This is a genomic window from Archangium sp., assembly GCF_045802675.1.
Lineage (GTDB): Bacteria > Myxococcota > Myxococcia > Myxococcales > Myxococcaceae > Archangium.
Window position 1 is genome coordinate 94,117 of sequence record NZ_JBJMQO010000022.1, and the last position, 24,509, is coordinate 118,625.

General features: G+C 68.9%; 21 protein-coding genes. 11 read left to right on the forward strand and 10 right to left on the reverse strand.

Features of this window, described 5'->3' with window-relative positions; genetic code table 11:
• Window positions 1-266 precede the first annotated feature (266 nt).
• The gene (locus ACJ8AN_RS05830; protein ID WP_407754235.1) at window positions 267-1,466 is read left to right on the forward strand and encodes an ATP-binding protein; all 1,200 of its coding nucleotides are present in this window, start codon (window positions 267-269) and stop codon (window positions 1,464-1,466) included.
• Between the two features lie 32 nt (window positions 1,467-1,498).
• On the opposite strand, the gene ACJ8AN_RS05835 is transcribed toward ACJ8AN_RS05830, so the two are convergent.
• Together ACJ8AN_RS05835 and ACJ8AN_RS05840 are read right to left on the reverse strand one after the other, a co-directional pair.
• Window positions 1,499-1,813, reverse strand: a complete 315-nt coding sequence (locus ACJ8AN_RS05835) for a hypothetical protein (protein ID WP_407754236.1) — start codon at window positions 1,811-1,813, stop codon at window positions 1,499-1,501.
• A gap of 150 nt (window positions 1,814-1,963) precedes the next feature.
• Window positions 1,964-2,194: a hypothetical protein gene (locus ACJ8AN_RS05840; protein ID WP_407754237.1), complete on the reverse strand. Its 231-nt coding sequence runs from the start codon at window positions 2,192-2,194 to the stop codon at window positions 1,964-1,966.
• Between the two features lie 472 nt (window positions 2,195-2,666).
• On the opposite strand from ACJ8AN_RS05840, the gene ACJ8AN_RS05845 reads away from it, so the two are divergent.
• Window positions 2,667-2,819 carry a hypothetical protein gene (locus ACJ8AN_RS05845; RefSeq protein ID WP_407754238.1) on the forward strand — a complete coding sequence of 51 codons (153 nt, stop codon included), beginning with the start codon at window positions 2,667-2,669 and terminating at the stop codon, window positions 2,817-2,819.
• 1,103 nt (window positions 2,820-3,922) lie between these two features.
• Here ACJ8AN_RS05845 and ACJ8AN_RS05850 read toward each other — a convergent pair.
• Window positions 3,923-4,972 (reverse strand): hypothetical protein, encoded by a 1,050-nt coding sequence (locus ACJ8AN_RS05850; protein WP_407754239.1) that lies wholly within the window; start codon window positions 4,970-4,972, stop codon window positions 3,923-3,925.
• Window positions 4,973-5,312: 340 nt separating this feature from the next.
• On the opposite strand from ACJ8AN_RS05850, the gene ACJ8AN_RS05855 reads away from it, so the two are divergent.
• Window positions 5,313-6,812, forward strand: coding sequence for an IS1182 family transposase (locus tag ACJ8AN_RS05855; RefSeq protein WP_407754240.1), 1,500 nt, complete (start codon window positions 5,313-5,315; stop codon window positions 6,810-6,812).
• 84 nt (window positions 6,813-6,896) lie between these two features.
• Here the strand turns inward: ACJ8AN_RS05855 and ACJ8AN_RS05860 are convergent, their stop codons facing one another.
• Together ACJ8AN_RS05860 and ACJ8AN_RS05865 are read right to left on the reverse strand one after the other, a co-directional pair.
• Window positions 6,897-7,157 (reverse strand): hypothetical protein, encoded by a 261-nt coding sequence (locus tag ACJ8AN_RS05860; RefSeq protein ID WP_407754241.1) that lies wholly within the window; start codon window positions 7,155-7,157, stop codon window positions 6,897-6,899.
• A 192-nt stretch (window positions 7,158-7,349) separates the two neighbouring features.
• A complete protein-coding gene (locus ACJ8AN_RS05865) occupies window positions 7,350-8,423 on the reverse strand; it encodes an AAA family ATPase (RefSeq protein WP_407754242.1) in 1,074 nt (357 codons plus the stop codon).
• Between the two features lie 85 nt (window positions 8,424-8,508).
• Between ACJ8AN_RS05865 and ACJ8AN_RS05870 the strand changes: the two genes are divergently transcribed.
• Window positions 8,509-9,723 carry a hypothetical protein gene (locus ACJ8AN_RS05870; protein WP_407754243.1) on the forward strand — a complete coding sequence of 405 codons (1,215 nt, stop codon included), beginning with the start codon at window positions 8,509-8,511 and terminating at the stop codon, window positions 9,721-9,723.
• Window positions 9,724-9,756: 33 nt separating this feature from the next.
• Here ACJ8AN_RS05870 and ACJ8AN_RS05875 read toward each other — a convergent pair whose 3' ends face one another.
• Complete coding sequence (locus ACJ8AN_RS05875; RefSeq protein ID WP_407754244.1) at window positions 9,757-10,584, reverse strand: polyphosphate kinase 2 family protein; 828 nt, start codon at window positions 10,582-10,584, stop codon at window positions 9,757-9,759.
• Window positions 10,585-10,781: 197 nt separating this feature from the next.
• Here ACJ8AN_RS05875 and ACJ8AN_RS05880 point away from each other — a divergent pair, with 197 nt between their 5' ends.
• The 6 genes from ACJ8AN_RS05880 (at window position 10,782) to ACJ8AN_RS05905 (ending at window position 17,408) form a co-directional block, all read left to right on the forward strand.
• On the forward strand, window positions 10,782-11,114 hold the full coding sequence (locus tag ACJ8AN_RS05880) for a PadR family transcriptional regulator (RefSeq protein WP_407754245.1): 333 nt from the start codon (window positions 10,782-10,784) through the stop codon (window positions 11,112-11,114).
• Window positions 11,111-13,783 carry an ADOP family duplicated permease gene (locus ACJ8AN_RS05885; protein WP_407754246.1) on the forward strand — a complete coding sequence of 891 codons (2,673 nt, stop codon included), beginning with the start codon at window positions 11,111-11,113 and terminating at the stop codon, window positions 13,781-13,783. Before ACJ8AN_RS05880 ends, ACJ8AN_RS05885 begins: the two co-directional genes overlap by 4 nt.
• Window positions 13,784-13,802: 19 nt before the next feature.
• On the forward strand, window positions 13,803-13,994 hold the full coding sequence (locus ACJ8AN_RS05890; RefSeq protein WP_407754247.1) for a hypothetical protein: 192 nt from the start codon (window positions 13,803-13,805) through the stop codon (window positions 13,992-13,994).
• Window positions 13,995-14,076: 82 nt separating this feature from the next.
• A complete protein-coding gene (locus ACJ8AN_RS05895) occupies window positions 14,077-16,116 on the forward strand; it encodes a BTAD domain-containing putative transcriptional regulator (protein ID WP_407754248.1) in 2,040 nt (679 codons plus the stop codon).
• Window positions 16,117-16,185: 69 nt separating this feature from the next.
• Window positions 16,186-16,647 carry an AAA family ATPase gene (locus ACJ8AN_RS05900; protein WP_407754249.1) on the forward strand — a complete coding sequence of 154 codons (462 nt, stop codon included), beginning with the start codon at window positions 16,186-16,188 and terminating at the stop codon, window positions 16,645-16,647.
• Complete coding sequence (locus tag ACJ8AN_RS05905) at window positions 16,644-17,408, forward strand: tRNA(His) guanylyltransferase Thg1 family protein (protein ID WP_407754250.1); 765 nt, start codon at window positions 16,644-16,646, stop codon at window positions 17,406-17,408. The genes ACJ8AN_RS05900 and ACJ8AN_RS05905 overlap by 4 nt, the downstream gene beginning before the upstream one ends.
• A gap of 3 nt (window positions 17,409-17,411) precedes the next feature.
• Here ACJ8AN_RS05905 and ACJ8AN_RS05910 read toward each other — a convergent pair whose 3' ends face one another.
• The 4 genes from ACJ8AN_RS05910 to ACJ8AN_RS05925 form a co-directional block, all read right to left on the reverse strand.
• The gene (locus tag ACJ8AN_RS05910; RefSeq protein WP_407754251.1) at window positions 17,412-18,308 is read right to left on the reverse strand and encodes a transglutaminase domain-containing protein; all 897 of its coding nucleotides are present in this window, start codon (window positions 18,306-18,308) and stop codon (window positions 17,412-17,414) included.
• Between the two features lie 4 nt (window positions 18,309-18,312).
• Window positions 18,313-18,855 (reverse strand): DUF350 domain-containing protein, encoded by a 543-nt coding sequence (locus ACJ8AN_RS05915; RefSeq protein ID WP_407754252.1) that lies wholly within the window; start codon window positions 18,853-18,855, stop codon window positions 18,313-18,315.
• A 159-nt stretch (window positions 18,856-19,014) separates the two neighbouring features.
• Window positions 19,015-20,751, reverse strand: coding sequence for an LVIVD repeat-containing protein (locus ACJ8AN_RS05920; protein ID WP_407754253.1), 1,737 nt, complete (start codon window positions 20,749-20,751; stop codon window positions 19,015-19,017).
• Between the two features lie 99 nt (window positions 20,752-20,850).
• Entirely contained in the window at window positions 20,851-22,173 is a 1,323-nt protein-coding gene (locus tag ACJ8AN_RS05925; RefSeq protein ID WP_407754254.1) for an ArnT family glycosyltransferase, read from the reverse strand.
• Window positions 22,174-22,367: 194 nt separating this feature from the next.
• Between ACJ8AN_RS05925 and ACJ8AN_RS05930 the strand changes: the two genes are divergently transcribed.
• The gene (locus tag ACJ8AN_RS05930) at window positions 22,368-24,461 is read left to right on the forward strand and encodes a thioredoxin domain-containing protein (protein WP_407754255.1); all 2,094 of its coding nucleotides are present in this window, start codon (window positions 22,368-22,370) and stop codon (window positions 24,459-24,461) included.
• Window positions 24,462-24,509: the final 48 nt, after the last annotated feature.

Sequence of the window (24,509 nt, forward strand, 5' to 3'; positions counted from 1 at the left end):
GCGCGTGGGTTGGTTGCAGGACAAACCGGAAGATTTTACCGAGTGCGGGGCTGTTGTTTTTTCAGTGTTCCTGGGGACGGCGCCGTTCTCGTGGGCGCCTCGATGCGCTCGCTGTTCGCCGACAGACGCTCAACCTCCCAAAATTACAGGGGAAGAGCAGCTCCTGTTCAGCACCGCCCCATGAGCCGAGGGGTGGCATTTCAATTGCTTTGGGCCCTGCCGGTTTGGGGGAGGGGGTGGTGACGGCGCAACCAGGAGAAACGCGCGTGAAAGTGGCCAAGGATATCGTCGCTGGGAAAGAAGCGGTGGGGGGGTCTGCCTCCTCGCACCCTATGGAGCTCCACTACCGGCTCGTCGTCCAGAGCATGGAAGAAGGAGTGGTCTTCCACGATCAGGACGGCGTCATCCGCGCCACCAACCCGAGTGCGGAGCGCATCCTGCGCATCCCGGCGGATGTGCTGCTCGGCAGGCGCTCCGTGCTCGAGCGCTGTGAACCGCTTCGGGAGGACGGCGGCCCGTTCTTCTTGGAGCATTGTCCCGCGCTGGTGTGCCTGCGCACCGGGCAATCCGAGCGCGGACTGGTCATCGGAATCCGGCAATCGGGCGGCAATCTGCGCTGGCTCTCGTTCACCTCACATCCCCTGGTGCGCGCGGATGGAAGCCGCGCCGGCGTGGTCACGTCGTTTCGTGACATCACCGAGCTCCGGGAACGCGAGACGCAGAGCACGCGCCGCTATCAGGAGGTCAGCAACACCGTCCGCCTGCACGATGTGTTTCTCGCGACCGCGGCCCACGAGCTTCGCACGCCCCTGACGGCGCTCCGGCTGCAGGTCCAGAACCTCCTGCACCGCGTCAGCAGTGGAGCGGGCCTGACGGTGGAGGTGCTCACCACGAAGCTGCAGGCCTCCGTCCGGCAGACCGAGCGGCTCCATGCGCTCATCAACCTTCTCCTGGACGTCTCGCGGATGACGGTGGGGCGTATCGAGCTGAGGCGCTCGAGCGTGGACCTGGCGGAGCTGACCCGGGACATCCTGGCCCGCAGTGCGGACGAGCTCACCGCGGGCGGTATCGAGGTCACGCTGAATGCGGAGCCGGTCACCGGGGACTGGGATGTGGCGCGGCTCGAACAGGTGGTGGGCAACCTGCTCTCCAACGCGTTGAAATATGGCAACCGCAGGCCGGTGCACCTCGAGGTCCGCCGGGAGGGGGCATTCGCCCTGCTGGCGGTGACGGACACGGGGCTGGGCGTGCCGGCGTCGGAGCACCGGCGCATCTTCGAGCGCTTCGAGCGCGCACACAGCGGCGGTCACTCGGGCATGGGGCTCGGGCTGTGGATTGTCCGGGAAATCGTCGATGCGCATGGCGGGAGCATCGAGCTCGCCAGCGTTCCGGACGAAGGCTCGACCTTCACGGTCCGGCTGCCGCTGTCCCCTCCGCAAGCCGTGGCGCCCCACGAGGGGCCATGAAGAAGCGGGCTGAGCGGCGAGCGGGCCGCGCCTCAGTGCCGCCGGCCCGCCGCCGACTCGCCTCCGCTCTCGTTGGTGCTCAGCATGAAGAGGAACTGCAGCCCGCCACCGAGCGACGGCACGCCCTGATAGAGGCCGAGCTGCGCGCCCAGGCCGAACAGGTCGCCAATCATCAGATCCGGGTGCAGCTCCACGCCCGCGCTCAGGGGGAGCCGCTCCGGGCGGAGCGAGTCGATGGCGGCGGCCTGCAGCCGGAGCGCGGCCGACATGCGCTGGAAGGAGAGCGGGAGCGTGCCAAGGCCGCGGCTGATCTCCGCCAGGGGGAAGGTGTAGTGCGCGGTCGCCACCAGGGCCTGGGACGTGGCGATGGCATTGGGCGCGTAGCCATACAGGAGCCGCCACCGTGAGTGCGAGCAGGAAGAGTCTTGCCACAGTGGCGGCACCAGCGGAGGGCAGGCCCAGGGAAGGGGCGTCGAGGGCCTGCGCGGGGGAGGGTCTCAGAACCCGGCGTTGAGGTCCAACACCGGGCTGGGGCCGGCGGGCTTCTCGTCATTCCCCACGGTCTTGTCCGTGTGGACAGCCCTGCTCCAGACCGGACCCACCGCCTTCTCGCTCTTCACCGCGAGGCTGCCGCTCGGGCCCACGCTCTTCTGCGTCCGCACCACGTTCTCGATGTCCGGACCCACGGCCTTCTGCGTCCGCACCGCGTTCTCGAGCCTCGGACCCACTGCACTTCCCGCTCTCGGCGCCGCCCACGCACTGCTAGCGATTCCAAGACCAACGAGCACCGCGAACACCCTGGATCGCTGCGACATTCTCGTCTCCTGTTTTGGGAGCCATTGCGAGGCGAAACCAGCCAGGGGCCGTGGGTCTCGACGGCGGGAATCGAACCCGCGCCGGGCGGTGCGAAACTCCCAGCAGAATCGCGCCCTTACCTCGCAACCGCCCGGAATGCTTGGGAGTCGATATCCCGCCGCGTCCCCTCCTGTCCCGTCCCGTTCCGGTCCATTCCGCACGCTCCTGCGACATACGTGCAACATGGCGGGACCGCCTACCTCCCGTCGTTGGGCCATCCCGAGCTGTATGGCTCACCGCTGCCGGGGCCGTCCCCCCCTGTGTCAGGGGAGTTGACGCCTGCACCGCTTGGCCAGTGGAATTGGAAATTGGAGGTGGCTCCCCTGCCGTGCTGGGAAGGATTGGGTGAGGAAGAGCGGCAGCGTGCAGTGCGGTGACTCGTGGAAGGGGTGGAAGCCGAAGCTCATGCACGGGGAACGCCTGTGTTGGGGGCAGCGCGCTGCGCTCGCCGCCATCGAGAACCTGGGCATCGTCACGTTCCCCAAGAGTCAGAGCTGACCACCGCTCCGGCCGCGCCCCCCGGCCCGGCAGGCTCAGTGTCGGGACGGGGCACGGCGAACACTTACAATGCAGTGCACGCGCCGTAGGTGCCGTTGTGGTTCATATCACGGCAGTAGTAGTAGAGGTCCGCCTCCGCCGCGTATCGGGAGGGATACGTCCCCGACCACGTGCCAACATGGTCACTACACGAGCATGTGTATGTTGGGGCGCGCAGCATGGTCTCAACGGTGCCTAGCTTCTGCGGCTCCGTGCCTTCCAGCTCCGTGCCTTCTGGACCGCAGGCCACTCCCATAGCCAGCGTCCAGACAGCAATCAGCGTAGTTCCGACAATACGTCCCTTGCGCATGGCTTTTCTTTTCCTTGTTGAACTTCGCAATGAACGACGCCCAGCAGCCATATACTTCGCTGCATGCGGAATCGCTAACAAGGGGATTCTACCGTGAACTGACCATCAGGGATCAAGTGCCAGTCCCTCGACTCGCTGCTAACACTACTGCATCAGGTAGGCGGGGGAGCGAGCGACTGAGGGCTGCGCCCTCTGGCGGCTATTGCGTTGTGCGCCCTGTGTCCTGTTCATGAAGTAGGCATTGGCTCCTTCATGAATGCCGCTGCGGTGCAGCGGCTCGATAGGTACTTCCAGCAAATCGGCGACGTGCTCTGCGAGCAGAGCCGACGTGACTCGTTCGCCCTCTACGCCATGGGCTTGTTGGCAAATAGGGAGCGCAAGGGCGATGACTCAACGCGAGCCGATGGAAGTCTGGATTGTGGACGACACGGGCTTCCTCAAGCAGGTCCAACACGTCCCGCGCGTCAAGCCCAGCGGGAATCGAACCCACGCCGGGCGGTGCGAAACTCCCAGCAGAATCGCGCCCTTACCTCGCAACCGCCCGGAATGCTTGGGAGTCGGTATCCCGCCGCGTCCCCTCCTGTCCCGCCCCGTTCCACACGCTCCTGCGACATACGTGCAACATGGCAGGCCCCTGCGAGAGCCGGCTCACTTTCCGAGGGCCCCAACGCTTCTCCGAGGAAACCTCCCTCGGGAGAAGGTCCGAAGTAACCGAGTAGTACTAGTTTCTTCGGAGGTAATCCAAGAATCGGAGTCAGCCCACACGGGGACCAATCGGATCAAGTTGTAATAGCACACCTGAGGGGAGAACAAGGCGGGAGGTCCCGGCAGCATCCGTCGTAGTACTCCAAGCCGCTTGTTTGGCGCGGGCAGTCGCTCGCTCAACCGCAGTACCTGCATCACCGGCTTCGAGAGCCTCAAGCACTTCATTGGCGACGCCAACGCGCAGGCGCAAACCATCTAGTCGTCTGTCCTTGGTCATCACGGCATTCGGGAAAATGTAGCGGCGCGAACGCGTGATGAAGCGTGTTTTCTCGATGAGAAGTTCCGGCAGTTCCTCTTCACCGCGGCGCTCTTCCTCAAGGCGGCGATGCATGCCGCTTGGGAGTTTCATATCCATTGCGAGAGCATTCCCATCCTCATTCAAGCCCATGAGATGCAGTGCGGATGCAAGGTTTGCACGCACAGCCCACTCCATGCCTAGCCATTCATTTTCACCCGCTCCCACTTTGCCAGGGCTGTTTCGCACGGGAGGATCCTGTACAACGCACAACGGGCGCTGCGAATGATTGCTCTGGGGAATATAAAGGCCAACAACAAGGAAGCCAGAGGCAACAAGAGGCGTGGATATCGTGAGCGAATTCTTCTGGGTGACCCCCTCATTGCGCATCCGTGTGCGCAGCGCTGAACGGCTGACCATGGTTCCCTTGCATTCTATGACCCATAAATGACCTTGATTGTCGAAGGCAATGAAGTCTGGCGTTTTCAAGTTGCCAATTTTAGGCACCGAACCGCCGAGCGTATGCCCCAATCCATTGAGGTGTTTGAGAAGATAGTTAGTCGGCGCAATGGTTCTCAGGTTGAGCGCGCTCATCAGCAAGTGGGTGGGTACCGCCATACCAAAATCATCGCTCAGAAGCGTTTTCTGATGCTGATCAAGGTCATTCCACTCGGCTCGCAGTTGCAGTAGTGGACCCATCGTCAAGGCAGGCAAGTAGCGAGCTGTTGCCCAACCGCCAAGTTCGAAGCCTTCGATTTGCGGTGGTGTGGATAGCAGCACCAAATGATTGAGGACCTGCGCCATATCCACAGTGCGGGAGCCGGCCAACACCCTCAATTGAACTGGTGCACTACCTCCTTGAAAGGTGCTGTTAACGATCTCAACATCTAAATTTCTCGGCACCGTAGCTGAGTGAGCCGGAGTGCCTGATGGTTGCACGAGCATAGGAGACGCAAGTTAGCGTTAGAACCAGCCTGTAAAGCAATAGGCCCGTGACGCTTACTCCCACAGCGGTGCGGAGCACTCGCCGCACTGGCGCTGCGCTAGGAGCTTGTCGGAGAACCCCACCGTAGAAGGTGGAGCAGGGGTGTGACGCCCCAGGTGGTCCTTCAGAGGGGAGGCGAATTCTGGTTGAAGGTGGAGGGTGGACACCACCGCGACGAAGAAGCCGGAGCAGGCCGCGCTGTTGGAAGTTGCCGCCAGTGAGAAGCCGGAGCGGGAGGAGGCGAAGAGCTCCGCCCGCTACGCCTCGCCGAGGCCGTTCCGGGAATGGCAGCCGGAGCAGGGGCAGTTGCTGCCGCAGTACGCCAGGGAGGTGCTGGGAGAGGGGCACCTGGCGTGCTTCTTCGTCGAGCTGCGCAAGGCGCTGGACTTCAGCCCCATTCTGGGTGCGTACACGAAGGAGTGCGGGCAGCCGCCCTACCACCCGGTGATGATGGCACTGCTGCTCATGTACGCGTACGCGCGAGGCATTACGAGCAGCCGGGAGATTGAGAGGCGGTGTGAGACGGACATCGCCTTCCGCTACCTGACGGGAGGAGAGCGGCCCGACCACGACACGGTGTGCACTTTCCGGGTGAGGCACCTGGAAGCCTTCCGAGCGCTCTTCGTGGACACGCTGAGGCTGGCGCGCAGCTCGGGGCTCAAGAAGCTGGGGCACCTGTCGGTGGACGGCACGAAGGTGAAGGCCAACGCGAGCAAGCACAAGGCCATGAGCTACGGACGCATGGAGGAGTCCATGAAGAAGCTGGACGAGCAGATTGACAGGCTGCTTTCGGAGGCCGCGGCGCTGGATGCCGAGGAGGACAAGCGCTACGGCAAGGGGCGGCGCGGGGATGAGCTGCCCGAGGAGATGAAGGACCCCAACACGCGCGCCGAGCGACTGCGGCAGGCCGCGCGTGAGCTGGAGGCGGAGAAGAAGCTGGCACTGGCGGTGGAGAAGGAGAAGCGCCGGGAGAAGATTCAAAAGGCCAAGGAGGAGTTGGAGAAGGAGGCGAAGCAGAAGGCCGAGGCCAAGGGAGAAGACACCGAGCAGGCCAGGCCCTCGGAAAAGGCGCAGCGCAACTTCACTGACGGCGACTCGCGAATAATGCCGCGCGACGGCGGCTTCCAGCAGTCCTACAACGCGCAGGTGGCAGTGGATGCGGACACGCAGCTGATAGTGGCGCAGGAGGTGGGGCAGAGCGCCAGTGATGCACGGCAGCTCGAGCCGATGGTGGAGCAGGTGCGGGCCAACACGGGGCTACTGCCCGTGCAGATGAGCGCGGACGCGGGCTACCTGTGCCAGGAGGACATTGAGAAAGTGCAGGCAAAGGGCGTGGAGTGCTTTGTCGCCCCGGGCCGCGCCAGGCATGGGGAAGAGGCGACGACGGCGCCGCGCGGGCGTCCGCCCAAGGACTTGAGCTTCAAGGAACGGATGAAGCGCAAGCTGCTGACGAAGCGAGGCCGTGCGGCCTACGCCCGGCGCAAGGTGACGGTGGAGCCCGTCATCGGGCAGGTGAAGAACGGGACGCTGCCTCGCTTCTCGCTGCGGGGCCTGCCCAAGGTACGCGGAGAATTCTCCCTGGCGTGCGCGGTGCACAACCTCAAGAAGCTGTGGCGTCAGGGCTTGGAACTGCCCGCCCTGGTAGCACAGCCCGCCTGACGGGCGGCGGGACTCCGCGCCCGGCACGCCAACGCAGACAGGCACTGACTCTGCCCTCTTTGCTGGCGCGCCATATGGCGCCTGCTACGCGCCTCCGTACTCCTGGCCGGTTCGCCGACAAGCTCCTAGGTCCAGCCACTCCAGCACCTCGCCGAACACCTTCGCCGTGAGCCGACCGTGCACGTCCATCACCCGGTAGAACTCGCCGAAGCGGTCGGCCGCCGCCAGCACCGTCGTCCCGGGCACGCGCCCGAGGCTCTCCGCCAGCTTCCGGGCCACCGTGCCCTCCGGATCCCTCAGCGCCCCCAGCAGCAGCGGCTCCCCGGGCCGGCCGGGCAGGGCCACCGTGAAGACCTCGGCCTCCTCCCGGTACAGCGTCGGCGCCCGCGCTACCAGATCCCGGTGCAGCGCCTAGCACGCATCACAGTTGGCGTGCAGCAGCGCCATCACCATCTCCCACCACGTTTAGGAGTGGGTTCGACTCAAGGCGGCGGGCAACCTCTATTGGAAGCGGCGGGAATCGAACCCGCGTCCGAGTCAGTCCACGAGCTCCGTGGCGCCTCCGTCCTTGCGCAAGGGAAGCACGGAGGCCGCGGCGTGCTTCTCCAGCGCATGGGCGAGCTCGTGCGCGTGCGTGGTGACGAAGACCTGGCTGCGGCGGCCCGCGTGGGCGATGAGGCGCCCCAGGGGCTCGAGCAGCGAGGGGTGCAGGCTCGTCTCCGGCTCGTTGAGCGCGAGGAAGGGCGGAGGCCGTGGCGAGAGCAGGGCGGCGAGCAGGCAGAGGTAGCGCAGTGTCCCGTCGGACAGCTCCGTCGCGTCCAGGGAGCGCTGCAGCCCGGGCATGCTCATGTGGAAGGAGAAGCGCCCGTTGTCGCTGTCGAGCCGCAGGCGCGAGCCCGGGAAGGCACGCTCCACGGCGTCGTGCAGGGCCCGGTCGTCGCCGATGGTGTCGATGGTCATCAACGCCGCCGCCAAATCCCTCCCATCGTGTGCCAGCGCGGGCGTGCGCACGCCCACCTGTTCATGGCGCAGGGGCGAGGCCGGGTCGGTCCGGAAGTGGTGGTAGAAGCGCCAGCGCAGCAGCTCCGCGCGCAGCGCGCTCAGCAGGGGGAAGCGGTGCGGCTCGACAATCTGCGCCAGCACGGACTCGCTGCCCCACAGCTCGACGGCGAAGGTGGTGCGGTTGCCCTCGGCGTCGCGCGCGAAGACGCTGCGGGAGCGGCGCTCGGCGACCACGTGCCGGCGCTTGCCCTCGTGGACCCAGACCGTCTCTTCCTTCACGTCCGGGTCCAGGCCGAAGGGGCCCTCGGGCGGAGGCACCACGCCGCAGGAGAATTCGTAGGAGAGGTCCTCCAGTCGCACGCCCACGGTGAGGCGCGCGGACTCTCCCTTCTTGCGCGGGCCCGCCCAGAGCACGGAGGGCATTCCACCCTCCTCGGCCAGCGTGCGCGCCAGCGCCCCATCGGCGCCGGTGTGCAGCAGTTGCAGGGCGCGGTAGACGTTCGTCTTGCCGCACCCGTTGGGGCCCACCACCACCGTCACCGGCGCGAGCGGGAAGCGCAGCGATTGGACCGAGCGGTAGCCTTCAATCCACAGCTCTCGGACGGGCATGCCGCCGCACTGTACAGGGTCCTACCGGCCCTTGCGCCATGCGGGCGAGAATGGACGCGCTCGATACCCACGGAGGAGGTGAGAGATGACTGCTGGCTGGCGAGGACGGTGGATGCGCTCGGGGCTCGTATGGCTAGTGGGCCTGGGCCTGATGGCGATGCCGGCTGTCGCCAATGAGCCCCCCAGGAGCCTCGATGAATTGCTCTCCCGCGCCCTGGCGGAGAAGGACCCGAAGCGCCGTGATGCGCTCCTGCTCGAGGGGGTCCGGGAGGCGTTCAACCTCGACGCACAGGAGTGCTTGGGGGTGTCGTTGTTGGATTGCCAGCAGGCCATTACCCACCGCTTGATGCTGTACTGGACCGAGCACGAGCTCGCGGCTCCTTCGCAGCCGGTCTCGCCTTCCAAGCCCGGTAGGGTGCTGACCTGCTCGGCGGGTGAGGCACTCGGGAGCTGCCTGGAGCGGTCTCTCGGCCCGGGTACGTTGGGAGCTGGGGAATATGCGCCCCCGGTCCGCCACATCTTCATCTACGTCCTTCCGCAGCCGCCGCGAGCCGTCCGCTTCGTGATCGGCGAGGTGTCCGCCGCGAATGGATTGGAGAGGATGGGGCAGGAGGCGTACTCCTTCGAGGTGCTCGCCGATGACTCTCGCGAGGACCCGCTCTTTCTCGAGGTCTTGCGCACCTACGGCGAGCGCACCGTGACTTTCGCCTTCAGCCCGGACGAGCGCACCGTGAGCTTCGGCTCGAGCCAGGTGCTCGAAGCCGAGCGCTACGTCCAGAACGTGGAGGGCGCGAAGACCTTCGTGACCAATCGCCGGCTCGGTCAGGGCTTCTTCGCCATCTGTGGCAAGGAGCTGCGGAAGGTCGAAAAGCCGAAGCTCGTCCGCGTGGTCGTGGGCCTGGGGGAGGACGCGCGAATACTCTTCCCCGAGTACCACTATGCGCTTCCCTGCAAGGCGAGCTTCGTCCTGGACGAGTCAATCGCGGGCCTTCGTGCCGGCAAGTACGGGCCCGGGAGTGTCTGCCCGGTTCGGAAGAAGGGGCTGGCGGGAGCAACGCCCCCGGGCGAAGAGGAGGTGCCCTTCGCCATCTTGGAGGACCCGGCCACGCACCAGTGCCGCATGGAGTTGCGCGGCGTGCGCGAGGAGAGCGCTGCTGTCTTCTCGGGAGACCTGAATGGAGACGGCAGGCGCGACTTCATCATCCGAGTGATCGGCGAGATGGGATGTGGCGGCCCCAACCTCTATCTGTCCTCTCCCCAGGGGTGGTTCCGGGCGGGCTTCAGCGACCACTATTGCTGACGTCAGGCCGAACCCGCCGAGGGGCTCGGGGTGCTACTTCCCCTTGCGCCAGGCCTCGAGCTCCGCCTTCTTGCGCACGCCCACCGCGTCGAGCCGCTCCTGCCAGCCCTTGCGGTAGGGCCGGAGCGCCTCGACGAGCGTGCGCGCCACCACGAGGTTGCGGTACCACTTGGAGTCCGCGGGCACGAGGGTCCACGGCGCCTTCTTCGTGGACGTGCGCGAGATGGCCTCCTCGTAGGCCCGTGTGTAGTCGTCCCAGTGCTCGCGGTCCTCCCAGTCCCCGGAGTTGATCTTCCACGCCTTGCGCGGCTCCTTCTCCCGGTCCCGCAGACGCTGCTCCTGCTCCTCGCGGCTGATGTGGAGGAAGAACTTGAGGATGAGGGTTCCGTGCTCGGAGAGCATCTCCTCGAAGTCGCGGATGTGCCCGTAGCGCTCCTTCCAGAGGGACTCCGGGACGAGATTGTGCACGCGCACCACGAGCACGTCCTCGTAGTGCGAGCGGTTGAAGATGGCGAGCTCGCCCTTGCGCGGGGCATGGCGGTGGATGCGCCAGAGGAAGTCGTGCTCGCGCTCCTCCTCGGAGGGGACGCCGAAGGAGGCGACGCTGACGCCCCGGGGGTTGAGGTAGCCCGCGACGTGCTTGATGGTGCCGTCCTTCCCGGCGGTGTCGCGGCCCTGGAGCACGATGAGCACCGAGTGCTGCTTCGCGCCCCACATCAGGTCCTGCAGGTCGAAGAGCTCCTCGCCAATGGCATCCAGCTCCTGCTTCGCCGCGTCCTTGTCCGTCTTCTTCGGAGGTGCCGCGGAGATGCGGTCGAGCTCGAGCTTCTCGCCCTGCTTGTCGATGGTGAGGATGTCCATGGTCCCCTCGTTGGGTGCGCGCGGGCACGTTTCCACGGGGCAGGGGGGATGACAACCCGTCCGGGCCACCTGGGTCCGCCACTGGAATGAAGCGCTCCGGGTGCTTCCCTTGACACCTTAGGGGAGAGCGGGCGACACTCCCCTCGACATCTAAGGGGAGGCTCGCGCGCCATTCCCCTCGGCACCTGAGGGGAAGCATGGCGGACCGCTCCATGGAGTTGCTGCAGGGCACGCTGGACGTGCTGATTCTCAAGAGCCTGTCGTGGGGCCCGCTGCACGGGTACGCGGTGGCGGAGGCGGTGCGCGAGCGGAGCGGGGAGGAGCTGAAGGTGGAGGAGGGGGCGCTCTACCCGGCGCTGCACCGGCTGGAGAAGCGGGGCCTGCTGGAGGCGGAGTGGGGCGTGTCGGAGAACAACCGGCGGGCGAAGTTCTACCGGCTCACCACCGAGGGCCGCGCGCAGCTGCGCGCCGAGACGCAGGCGTGGAAGCGCTACGCGGCGGCCGTCTCGCGGGTGTTGGAGGCGCTGTGAGACACCCCCAGCGCCCGCAGGGTTTCAAGCGGCTGTTGAAGCTCGCCGTGCGGCCTCGCGCGGTGGAGCAGGACGTGGACGAGGAGCTGCGCTTCCACCTGGAGATGCGCGCCGCGACGCTCGAGCGCGAGGGCCTGTCCCCCGCCGAGGCTCGCGCGGCCGCGGAGCGCGAGTTCGGGGATGTGACGCGCGTGCGCGAGGAGTGCGTGCGCATTGGCCACGAAAGGGAGCGGGAGATGAATCGCAGCCGGTGGTGGGACGCGCTGGTGCAGGATGTGCGGTACGCGCTGCGGATGCTGTGGCACGCCCCGGGCTTCACGCTGGTGGCGGTGCTCACCCTGGCGCTGGGCATCGGCGCCACCACGGCCATCTTCAACGTGGTGCGGGGCGTGCTGCTGCAGCCCTTGCCCTTCGCCGCGCCCGAGCGGCTGGTGCGGGTGTGGCAGGCCAGTCCCGCGCAGAGCCTCGTCCGGGGCTCGGTGTCCCCGGCGGACTTCGAGGACTGGAAGGCGCGCCAGCACTCCTTCGTGGACCTGGGCTCCTGGTTCTACGTGGAGGGGATGACGGGGACGGACCTGAGCGGTGACGGCGAGCCCCAGCGTCTGCCGGCGGCCTTCGTGAGCGACGGCTTCTTCTCCACCCTCGGTGTGGCGCCTCAGCTGGGGCGCGCGCTGCTCCCCGAGGACCACCTGCCGGGCCACGAGCCGGTGGTGGTGCTCGGTCACGGCCTGTGGCAGCGCCGCTTCGGCGGGGACCGCGCCATCATCGGCCGCACCCTCACGCTCGGCGGGGAGCCGTACACGGTGGTGGGGGTGATGCCTCCGGCCTTCACCTTCCCCTCCGAGCGCGTGGACCTGTGGATGTCCCAGTCGCGCGTCAGCGAGAGCTCCGTGCCGCGGCAGCGCCAGGTGCGCTGGCTGAACGTGGTGGCGCGTCTGCGGCCCGAGGTGTCCCTGGAGGCGGCGCGCTCGGAGCTCAATGGCCTGGCGAAGCAGCTCGCCGAGGAGTACCCGGCCACCAACCTCCAGTTCACCGGGGCCACGGTGGTGCCGCTGCACGAGGCCCTCACCGGGGACGTGCGCGCGGGGCTGCTGGTGCTGCTCGGCGCGGTGGGCTTCCTGCTGCTCATCGCCTGCGTGAACGTGGCCAACCTGATGCTGACGCGGGCCACGGCGCGCGAGCGGGAGCTGGCGGTGCGGGCCGCGCTGGGAGCCGGGCCGGGCCGGCTGGTGCGCCAGCTGCTCACCGAGAGCCTCGTGCTCGCGTTGCTGGGCGGGGCGTTCGGCATGCTGCTGGCGGTGTGGGGCACCGAGCTGCTGCTGTCCTTCTGCGTGAAGCAGCTGCCGCGCCTGCAGGAGGTGCGGGTGGATGGCGAGGTGCTGGCCTTCGCCCTCGGGGTGACGCTCTTCACGGGCGTGCTCTTCGGGTTGCTGCCGGCGGTGCGCGCGGGCTCGTTCCGGCTCGCGTCGGTGCTCAAGGCGGGCGGCCGGGGCCTGGCCGGTGGAAAGGGAGCGCGGCTGCGCAACGCGCTGGTGGTGACCGAGGTGGCGCTCGCCGTGGTGCTGGCAGCCGGGGCGGGGCTCGCCGTGCGCAGCCTCGTGTCCCTCTTGTCGGTGGAGCCGGGCTTCCGGCCCGAGGGCGCGGTGGTGGTGAGCTTCTCCGTGTCCAGCGGGGACCGCCCGAAGCGCCAGTATCTCGCCGAGGTGCTCGAGCGCGTGCGCGCGGTCCCCGGGGTGGAGGTGGCCGGCACGGCGAAGAATCTGCCCCTGGAGGGCTCGGGTGAGCCGGGGCCGGTGCTGCTCGCGGGCCAGCCGCGGGAGAGCGCCGCGGACGCGCCTCGCGCGAACTTCCTGCACGTGAGCAACGACTACTTCCGCGCCATGGGGATTCCCCTGCTGCGCGGCCGCGCCTTCACCACGCAGGACACCGGTGAAGGGCCCCCGGCGCTGATGGTCAACGAGGCCTTCGTCCGCCGCTTCTTCCCGGGCGAGGACGCGGTGGGCAGGTCCTTGCAGTGGGACGGCGAGCAGCAGGCGGCCATCGTGGGCGTGGTGGGCGACGTGCGCCAGGAGAGCCTCGCCGAGCCCGCGCCGCCCCTCGTCTACATCCACGTGCTGCAGAACACGCGCAGCAGCGTGAACCTGGTGGTGCGCGGCCAGGGCGCCCCTCTGCAACTCGCCGCCTCCGTCCGGCAGGCCATCTGGTCCGTGAATCCCCAGCAGACCATCACCCGCATCACCACGCTCGAGGACGTGGTGGGCGAGTCGGTGGCCCGCCCCCGCCTCATCGCGGCGCTGCTCGGCCTCTTCGCGGTGCTGGCGCTGGTGCTCGGCGCGGTGGGCATCTACGGCGTGCTGGCCTACACGGTGGGCCAGCGGCAGCGGGAGATGGGCGTGCGGCTGGCGCTCGGGGCACGTCCGGACGAGGTGCTGCGCATGGTGCTCAAGAGCGGCATGGGGCTCGCGGGCATGGGCGTGGCGCTGGGCCTGGGTGGCGCGCTCGTCCTGTCGCGGGTGATGAGCAGCATGCTCTACGGCGTGGCGCCGCATGATCCGCTCACCTTCGGCGTGGTGGCGGTGGTGCTGCTGGGGGTGGCGCTGGTGGCGTGCCTCGTGCCCGCGCGGCGTGCCATGCGCGTGGATCCGGCCGTCACCCTGCGCGCGGAGTAGGGCCACCGGGTGGACGACGATGGTTGGCGCGGAGAGCACGCACCTCTTCACGGCCGCACAGGTAGTGGAAAGCTTCTACCGGGAGGGAGGCGCCAGCTCGCTGAAGGATGGCTCGTCGCTGCAGAGGCGCTTCCGTGACCTCCACACTTTCAGGCAGCATGCGGCTGCCGCTGAGGGGTGGTTTGGCCAGGCCGGTGCCGCACTCCTCTGACTGCCGACGGGCTTTTGGACCTGAGGGACTCCCGAGGAGCCCGAGGGACGTCGGTGGTTCCTCGGGCGGCGGGGGGGGACACATGGCGGACTGGAGGTTGGAAGTGCTCGGGGGCTCGCGGCTCCTGGGGCTGGCGGAGCCCTTGGAGTTGCAGCGGCGCGTGGCGGCCGTGCTGGCCTGGCTGGCGCTGGAGGGGCCCACGCCCAAGTACAGGCTCGCGGGCATGCTCTGGCCGGGCTCGGGCGAGGACACGGCGCGCAACAACATGCGCCAGCTGCTGCGCCGGCTGCGGGTGGCCATCGGGGCGGACCTGGTGCTCGGCGGAGACGTCATCTCCCTGTCCGAGCGCGTGGCCACCGACGCGGTGGAGCTGGAGGGCCACGTCTTCGCCGGCCGTCATTCGGAGGCCCTGGCGCTGTCGGGCTCGCTGCTGGGCACGCTGGACTTCGACGACTGCCCGGACTTCGAGGCGTGGTTGCTGCGCGCCCGCCAGCAGCTCGAGGGCCTGCGGCGCCGCGCGGCCAGTGCCGAGGTGGACGCGCGTGAGCAGCAGGGAGACCTGGCCGGGGCGCTGCACTTCGCCGAGCGGCTGCTGGTGTTGGATCCGCTCTCCGAGGAGGCCTACCGCCGGCTGATGCGGCTGCACTACCTGACGGGGGACCGGATGGCGGCGCTCAACGTCTTCGAGCGCTGCCGGAAGATGCTCTTCGAGGAGTACGACGCGGCGCCCCACCCGGACACGCTCGCGCTGGAGCGGGACGTGGAGCGCGGGCAGGTGCGGCCGCGCGCCGTGGAGAACAAGCCGGCCCGGACATTGCCGCTCTCCGTGCTGCGCCCGCCGGTGCTGGTGGGCCGCGAGCGCGAGTGGGCGCGGCTGGAGGCGGCGTGGGCGTCGAGGCAGCTCGTCCTGCTGCTGGCCGAGCCGGGCGTGGGCAAGACGCGGCTCGCGCACGACTTCGCGGCCTCGAAGGGCCGCTACATGGTGTTCTCGGCGCGGCCCGGGGACGTGGACGTGCCCTACTCGCTGTACGTGCGGCACATCCGGGAGCTCTTCTCCGAGCGGCCCGAGATACCAAAGGCCCTGGAGCCATGGCTCCGCCGGGAGCTGGCGCGCGTGATGCCCGAGCTCGCCGTGCCCGGCGAGGAGCTGCCGCCCATGCGCAACGAGGGCGAGCGGGTGCGCTGCCTGGAGGCCTACAGCGAGGTGTTCCGGCGTTGCACCGAGGGCTTCGCGAGCTTCATCACCGACGACCTGCAATTCGCCGACTCGGCCAGCCTGGAGGTGGGGGCCCATGCCCATGCCCGCTTCCACGCGGCTGGCAGCTTCCCCATCACCATCGACTGCTGCCGCCGTGGAGAGCTCGGGGGCGACGCGCTCGCCCTGACGAAGCGGCTGGAGGCGGCGGGGCTGGCGATGCTCCTGCACCTGGAGCCGCTCCCGTCCGACGCGGTGGAGGTGCTGTTGGAGAGCCTCGCCCTGCCGGGAGCCGGGTCGCTCACCCGGGAGATGACGCGCTACACGGGGGGCAATCCGCTCTTCATCACCGAGACGCTCAAGCACCTGATGGAGTCGGGGAGCCTGGAGCGGGGCTGGCCGGAGCGGTTGCCGCCTCCGGGGCGGGTGCGCCAGCTCATCCAGCAGCGCCTGGAGCGGCTCTCCCCGATGGCGCTGCAGCTGGCGCAGGTGGCGGCGCTGGCGCTCATGGAGTTCAACCTGGAGCTGGCCGGCGAGGTGCTGGAGGTGCGGCCCCTGTCCTTCTCCGAGCCAGTGCGCGAGCTGGAGGCGGCTCAGATTCTCCGGGGCGAGCGCTTCACGCACGACCTGGTGCTCGAGGCGGTGCGGGCCTCCATTCCCATGGCGATGGGCGCGCTGCTGCACCGGCGCCTGGCCCAGCAGTTGGAGCGCAGGCGGGCGGCCCCGGCCATCATCGCGCAGCACTGGCTGGAAGGAGGGGAGTCCCGGCGCGCCGTGCCCTTTCTTCTCTCCGCCGCCCAGGTGGACGAGTCCCATCTGCGCAGGACGGAGGCGGCCGCGAACTATGCCCGTGCCGCCTCCATCCTGGAGTCCGCGGGCGAGCTTGAGGAGGCGGCCCGCTTGAGGAGCCGGGTTCCCTCGGCGTGAGGCGGGAGGGCGGACGGCCGCCCTCGGCGTCAGGGCCCGGGCGTGCACACCGTCTGACGGAGACGCGCCATGGACCTCGTCCTCTTCATTGGCCTGCAAGGCTCGGGAAAGAGCAGCTTCTACCGGGAGCGCTTCGCGGCCACGCACGTGCACGTGAGCAAGGACCTGTGGCCCAACGCGCGCAGGCGTGAGGCGCGGCAGCGGCGGCTCATCTCCGAGGCGCTCGCGCAGGGGCGCTCGGTGGTGGTGGACAACACCCACCCGCTCGTCGAGGACCGGGCGCCGCTCATTGCCATCGGCCGGGAGAAGGGGGCGCGGGTGGTGGGCTACGTCTTCGAGTCGGACCTGGAGGCGTGCCTCGCGCGCAACGCGGCGCGGGTGGGGCGGGCGCGGGTGGAGGACAAGGCCCTCCACATCACCTGGCGCAAGTTGCGGTGGCCCTCGTACGCCGAGGGCTTTGATGCGTTGTTCCACGTGCGGCTCGACCCGGAGGGCGGCTTTCACGTGAGTGAATGGGAGGGAGGGAGATGAATCCGAACGATTTCGAGGCCCGGATGCGCGAGGGCGAGTTCTTCCACTCGCTGCGGCTGCTGCGCGGGGCGTGGTGCGTGCTGCGGGTGGACGGGCGGGGCTTCTCGCGCTTCACCGAGGCGCGCTACGAGAAGCCCTTCGACATCCGGCTGCACCAGCAGATGGTGCGCACGGCGTCGGCGCTGGTGGAGGAGCTTCAGGGCGTCTACGCGTACACGGAGAGCGATGAGATTTCGGTGCTCTTCCGGCCGGACTGGTCGCTCTACGACCGCGAGGTGGAGAAGCTGGTGTCCCTCTCGGCGGGCATCGCGAGCGCGACCTTCACGCACGAGGCGGGAGTGCCGGCGGTGTTCGACAGCCGGGTGTGGATGGGCGTGAGCGAGGACGCGGTGCTGGACTACTTCCGCTGGAGGCAGGCGGACGCGACCCGGTGCGCGCTCAACGGCTGGTGCTACTGGACGCTGCGCAAGGAGGGCCAGAGCGTGACGCAGGCCACGAAGACGCTGCACGGACAGTCGGTGGGCTTCAAGAACGAGCTGCTCTTCCAGCGGGGCATCAACTTCAACGAGCTGCCGCTCTGGCAGCGGCGGGGTTCGGGCATCTCCTGGGAGCGGTACGAGAAGGAGGGGGTGGATCCTCGCGGTGGCCAGAAGGTGCTCACGCCGCGCCGGAGGCTGCGCGTGGACGAAGCCCTGCCGATGAAGGAGGAGTACGACGCCTACGTCCGCGAGCGGATGCGCACTCCCGCCACTCCCCCGTAGGACTCACCCAGCCCCGTCGGGCAGCTCCGGGGCGGGCAGGACCTTCCACATGTTCGGCTTGTCGTGCTGGGGCGGAATCATCCCGAGGGGCCAGCCCTCGGTGGTGATCTCCGCATACCGGTACACGTGGGGGCCGAGCCGGAAGGCCTTGCCGCGCACGGGCAGGGCGATGCCCACGGCGGCGTGGGCGAGCGGATCCGAGTAGAGGATGGCCGCGTCGAGGCCCACCTGGCGCAGCAGCATCACGGCCAGCACGGCCTTGGAGTCGCAATCGCCCTGGTCCCTCGAGGCGACGAGCGCCGGGGGGAGGATGCCGAAGGGCTCGCCCTCGGGCTCGGCGTAGTGGATGCGCTGGACGAAGGTGATGATGAGCTCGGCGGCCTCGACGGGGCCGAGGTGCTGGGCGCGGATGTGCTCGACGAAGCGGTTGCCCAGCGCGTGCACGGGCTCGGCGTTGCTGCGCATCAGCTCGTCGTAGATGCAGCGCATGTCCGTCTGGCAGCCGGGAGGCGCCTGGTACGTGAAGCGGGCGGGGCTGAGCGCGCGGAAGCGCATCTTCTGGCCGTACGCCTGGTGCTCGGTCTCGAGGGAGCGCGCGAGGGATTCGCCGAGGCCGTAGGCGATCCGGTACTCGGGAGGGTCCAACACGTCGACGCGCCACTCGTAGGTGCGGGCCTGGCTCAGCGGCGTGGAGGTGGGGATGAGCGCCGTGCCGAGGTGGAGGCCGCGGGAGCCGAAGGGGCCGGGAGGTGGAATGGGCTCGGGGGCGGGGGTGACCGAGTGCACGTCCAGCGCGACGAGCCAGCGCAGCCCGAGGAAGCAGCCGCAGCTCGCGGTGGTGAAGAGGACGAGGAAGAGCGCGAGGAGCTTCTTCCCCAGGCTGGGCGGCGGGGAGGACACGGGTTCAGGCGGGCGAGTGGTACGTGGAGGCGGGGAGCTCGGGGAAGGGGATGAGGCCGTTGAGGGTGGCCTGGAGGCCCGGCGCGGTGAGCAGCGCGAGCACCAGGAGGATGGCGGCGAGCACGAGCGCGGCCGCGACGTTGCCGCGGCGCACCTCGGCGAGCTCGTCGAGGCCGGGGGTTATTTTGTCGAAGACGGTGACGCCGAGCGCGAGCACGCCGGTGCCCACGAGCAGCGAGATGCCCACGTGGAGGAGGGAGAAGACGCTGAGCCGCAAAAGGGCGGAGGGCGCCACGGCGGGGCCGCGGAAGGTGAGGTCCACCGCGTCGAAGGTGGCGTTCACCGCGTTCTGCACCAGCAGTCCGAGCGCGAGCAGGCTGGCGGCGTGGACGACTCCGGCGGCGACGTTGCCGGTGCGCAGGTCGCCAGTCGGGTCCGTCCCCAGCAGGCGGTGGAGGCCGCGGAACGCGAGCCAGATGCCGAGCGCGGCGACCAGTCCACCGAAGACGACCTTGGACAGCCCGACGGCGACGAGGAGCAGGTTCACGGGGCGTCACTCTAGGGGGAAGCCAGCGGGCGCGGAATCATTCACTGACGCCGCGCCCACCGGTCCTCCCAGGGCCTGCCCGTCTCCTCGCTCAGCGCATCGAGGAGAAGAGGGCCGGAGTGAGCGGCGGGTTGCTCGCCCACTCCGGCGCCCGGTGCCTCACTTCGTCTCGCGGAGGATGAGCAGACCGCGAGACATGTCGACGACGTAGAGCAGGCCCGCGTTGGCGGCGGTGACGTCCGGCGCCTTGGGCACGCGCATGCCGATGGCGCCGTCGTAGAAGCTCAGGCCGCGCATCGGGTCATTGGGGCGGAAGGTGTTGTAGTAGCCGATCTCCCGGGGCTGGGTGGGGTTGGCCACGTCGAGCACGCGCACGCCCTCGTGGTAGTAGGCGATGTAGAGCCGCTTCTTCGCCTCGTCGAGGATCATGTTGTGGATGGAGACCTCCTGACGCAGGCGGTACCTGGCGAGCAGCTTCACCTGGGTGGGGTCGGTGACATCGAGCACGCGCAGGTGGGCGCCCCAGGTCTCGCCGCCCTCGAAGGCGATGAGCCGGTCGACGTAGGTGCCCACGGCGCCCGCGTGGCTGTGGGCGTAGTTGAGCGCCGGGCTGCCATCGGGGTTCAGGCCGTAGCGGTAGCTGCCGAGCGACACGGGCTCGGTGGTGTCCACCTGGGACACGTCGCTGATCTGCATCCCGAACGACCAGTAGAAGCTGTACATCCGGTTCTTGTAGACGAAGGCGTCGTGCACGTAGGCGTTGGGATACGAGGCGGCGCCGGGCGGCTCGTAGCGGCCGAGCAGACGCGGGGCGAGCGGGTTGGAGATGTCGTAGATGCGCGTCGGGTCCCCCATGGCGTAGAGGTGGTTGCCGTCCACGAAGAGGGTGTGGGCGTCCTGGGCCTCCTGGACCTGCGTGGCGGAGAGGACGGGGTCATCGGGGTTGGAGATGTCGTAGGTGATGACGCCGTGCTTGCCGCTGCCGATGTACAGCGCATCCCCCTTGGCCCAGACGCTGTTCCAGTAGCCGCCCTCGCCGTAGAGCTGCTTCTTGAACACCGGGTGCGCCGGGTCGCTCACGTCGAAGATGGTCAGGCCGCCATGGCCCTGGTACGAGCCATCCACGGACACGACATATGCGCGGTTCTTGGTGATGTAGACGTCCACCGGGATGCCGAAGAAGTAGGTCGCGTCGTACTGGTTGCGCACGGGCGTCTCGGACACGAGCGCCAGCCCGTTGGCCTCGCTCTCACCGCGGGCGGGCGCGATGCGGGCGGACTTGAAGGTGCCCACCTCGGAGGCCTGGCCGTTGCGGCACACGGCGTAGCAGCCGGTGACGTGGTCGGTGTCCTGGGCCGAGCACCCGGCATAGCCCACCGTGACGTTGAGCGTACCACCGTCGGAGAGCCCGGTCGTGGTGTGCCGCGAGACGAACCAGGTGTTGCTGTCGAACTGCTTGGTGAGGTTCATGTTGGAGCTCTCGGTGCTCCAGCCATTGAAGGTCTCGATGCCACCGTCATTGCGCAGGGAGTGGGCCTGCACGAAGTAGCGCACGCCTCCGTCGTCCTGGAGGATGCGGCCGTGGCTGGTGAAGACACCCTCGTGGCTGGCCCCGCCGAGCGTGGTGCGCGGGCAGGCGGAGAGGTTGAAGCTGCCGAGCTCACCGCACTGCGTGCCCGTGGTGCCGATGAAGTTGCAGTTGGCGTAGGGGCCGGTGACGTCCCAGTCACCCGTCTCGACGACGCCGGAGTCGATGCCCGCGTCGCTACCGGCGTCGACACCCGCATCCGGCGAGGACCCGTCGCACTTCGTGCCCTTGCACTTGGAATCGACGATACAGCCGGTGGCCAGGGCCAACGGCAGACACAGCAAGACGAAGAGGCGACTGCGCTGCATGCGGTTCTCCAACGAGAGGTCAGCATCCCCGGGACCTGGGGAGCGCGCGAAGCATACCCCGAGCCCCGTGGACGGCAGTGCTCCCCGCCGCCCGGGCGCTCAGGGCCTCGCGTCGCGCAGCCGCCACACGGAGAAGGAGTGCACGCGGCGTCCGTGGAATTCGGCGGGCAGCACCACCGGTCCCTCCACGGAGGAGAAGCGCGCGGTCAGCTCGTCGGGGGGAGCGCGGTCCTCGGAGAGCCACAGCGCGTCCTGGCCGGGTGCCAGCACCGGTTCCGGCCAGAGGTCGTACTGGCTGCGGCGGGCCCCACCCGCGGTGTCCGTGGGCAGCCGGGCGTGGTAGGCGACCTCGGAGGCGAGCTGGTAGCTGGGCGCGTACACCACGGCCATGTCCTCGCGCTCGAGGCCGGGGAAGAGACGTGAGGGCTCGGAGAGTTGGGACAGCTCGGCCCAGCCGTGGGTGCGCGAGAGGGTGACGTCACGCTCGAAGCGCAGCAGGGGCACGAGCAGGTGCGAGCCCACCGCGAGCACCACGGCGAGGTTGGCGAGGGCCGCGGCGCGGAACCATCCGGGCCGCATGCCGGCGATGCCCACGCACGCGGAGAGGTACGCGGCGGCGGGCCAGTTGGCCTCGCCCCGGGTGCGGATGGAGGCATAGCCGAAGAGGAGCAGGGGAGCGGCCGCGGCGGCGCGCAGGAGGAAGTGCTCCCTCGGGCCACGCAGCACGTACACGAGCGACAGCGGCAACAGCACCGGGCCCCCGAGCGCGAGCTGTCCGGCGAGGAACTCCCCGAAGGAGCGCCACCCGCCGGTGCCTCCGAGGCCGTGCTTGAGCTGGAAGGCGAAGCCCACCCAGTCATGGTGCGCGTTCCACAGCACCACGGGCAGGAAGAGCAGCACGCCGAGCAGCGCGGTGAGCCACGCACCGGCGGGCAGGCGGCGTGCGCGGAGGCAGGCGGCGACGAAGGCCGCGGCGAGCAGCACGCCCGGGTACTTGGACAGCAGGGCCAGCCCGCAGGCCAGGCCCGCGAGCACCCAGCGCTCGCGATGCAGAGCCCACAGCGCGAGCACCCAGCACAGCAGCAGGGGCGTGTCCGGAGTGCCCCACACGCCGGCGAGGACGCCCACGGGTACCAGGCTCCACAGCGCGGCCGCGCGCCAGGCCGCCTCGCGCTGGCCGTACACGTCGCGGGCGAAGCCCCACACGGCGGCCACCGTGCCCACGCCGCACAGCAGGGCCGTGGGCCGCACCCCGAGCGCGGCGATGAGCCAGGCCACCAGGGGTGGGTGGTCGTAGTAGCCCCAGTCGAGGTGCTGGGCCCATTGCCAGTAGTAGGCCTCGTCGAAGTAGACGTCCGTGCCCAGCGCGAGCGCGAGCCGCACCCCGGCGCTCACCGCCAGCAGCGCCAGGCAGAGCGTCACGGAGGAGGGAGCACGGGTGGAGGGGGGCTCGGCCACGACCCTGGACAAAGCGCAAATGCGGGCCGTTGCCCAGCACCTTTCTGCCCGTCCCTGAACGCTCGGGCTTCTCCCGGAGGACACGCACCCTCCGAGGAGCTTGCCCGCGCCGCCGGTGCCCCCTCACACTCGGAGCCGCCCCACTCGAGGAGCCCCCCATGGCCCAGACTCCGCAGTCCGGTGCGAGCAACCGTCTCGCGCGAGAGCCGTCGCCCTATCTGCGCCAGCATGCGTCGAACCCGGTGGACTGGTACTCCTGGGGGGACGAGGCCTTCGCGCGGGCCCGGGCGGAGAACAAGCCCATCCTGCTGTCGGTGGGGTACTCGGCCTGCCACTGGTGCCACGTGATGGCGCACGAGTCCTTCGAGGACCCCACCATCGCGGGGTTGATGAACGAGTGGTTCATCAACGTGAAGGTGGACCGCGAGGAGCGGCCGGACGTGGATCAAATCTACCAGGGCGTGGTGCAGCTGATGGGGCAGGGGGGAGGGTGGCCGCTGACGGTGTTCCTGACGCCGGAGCTGCTGCCCTTCTACGGGGGCACCTACTTCCCGCCGAAGGACAAGTACGGGAGGCCGGGTTTCCCGCGGGTGCTGGAGGCGCTGCACGAGGCCTGGGAGACGAAGCGGGACGACGTACGGCGCCAGTCGGAGGAGTTCCGCGAGGGCCTGGGCGAGCTGGCCAGCTACGGCCTGGACGCGGTGTCGGCGGCGCTGAAGCCGGAGGACGTGGTGACGATGGGCGAGGCCCTGTTGCGCCGGGTGGATCCGGTGAATGGGGGCTTCGGGGGAGCGCCGAAGTTCCCCAACCCGATGAACGTGGCGATGCTGCTGCGGGCGTGGCGGCGCGACGCGGGGAACGAGGCGCTGAAGAAGGGGGCGCTGCTGACGCTGGAGCGGATGGCGCTGGGCGGCATCTACGATCAGCTCGGAGGAGGCTTCCACCGGTACTCGGTGGACGAGCGGTGGACGGTGCCGCACTTCGAGAAGATGCTCTACGACAACGCGCAGCTGCTGCACCTGTACACGGAGGCGTACCAGGTGGAGCCGAGGCCGCTGTGGCGCAAGGTGGTGGAGGAGACGGCGGAGTACGTGCGGCGCGAGATGACGGACGCGCGCGGCGGCTTCTACGCCACGCAGGACGCGGACAGCGAGGGCGAGGAGGGGAAGTTCTTCGTCTGGAAGCCCGAGCAGGTGCGCGAGGTGCTGCCGCCGGAGCTGACCGAGCTGGCGCTGCGGCACTTCCGGGTGACGCCGGGGGGCAACTTCGAGCACGGCGCGACGGTGCTGGAGGCGGTGGTGCCGGTGGAGACGCTGGCGAGGGATCTCCAGCTTCCGGTGGAGGAGGTAGGGCAGGGGCTCGGGGAGGCGCGGCGGCGGCTCTTCGAGGCGAGGGAGAAGCGGGTGAAGCCGGGGCGGGACGACAAGATTCTGTCGGGGTGGAACGGGCTGATGATTCGAGGCCTGGCCTTCGCGGGACGGGTATTCGAGCGGGAGGACTGGGTGGCGCTGGCCCGGCGTGCGGCGGACTTCCTGCTGTCGGAGCTATGGGACGGGCAGCGGTTGCTGCGCTCGTACCAGGAGGGGCAGGCGCGCATTCCGGGCTTCCTCGAGGATTATGGAGACCTGGCCGCGGGACTGACGGCGCTGTACCAGGCGACCTTCGAGCCGAGGTACCTGGAGGCGGCGGAGGGGTTGGTGAAGGCGGCGGAGGAGCGGTTCTGGGATGCGGAGAAGCGGGCGTACCTGACGGCGCCGAGGGCACAGCAGGACCTGGTGGTGGCGACGTACGCGACGTTCGACAACGCGTTTCCGTCGGGGGCCTCGACGCTGACGGAGGCGCAGGTGGCGCTGGCGGCGCTCACGGGGAACAAGCGGTACCTGGAGTTGCCGGAGAGCTACGTGTCCCGCATGCGGGAGCAGCTGCGGCAGAACGCGATGGGATACGGACACCTGGGACTGGCCGCGGACGCGCTGGTGGAGGGCGCGCCGAGCGTCACCCTGGTGGGGACCCGCGAGGCGGTGAAGCCCCTGCTATCGGTGACGCGAGCCACGTATGCACCCACGTTCGCCTTCGCGTGGAAGGAGCCGGGAGCACCCACGCCCCCGTCGATGCGAGAGACCTTTGAGGGCCGCGAGCCGGTGGGGGGGAACGCAGCCGCCTATCTGTGCCGCCACTTCGCCTGCGAGCCGCCCACCACGGAGACGGGCGAGCTCGCGAGGAATCTGGCCCTGATGCCAGCGAAAGGCTGAGCCCAGGTCAGATCAAGTTGCGCTCGCCCCATTATGGTGTGAGCGTAT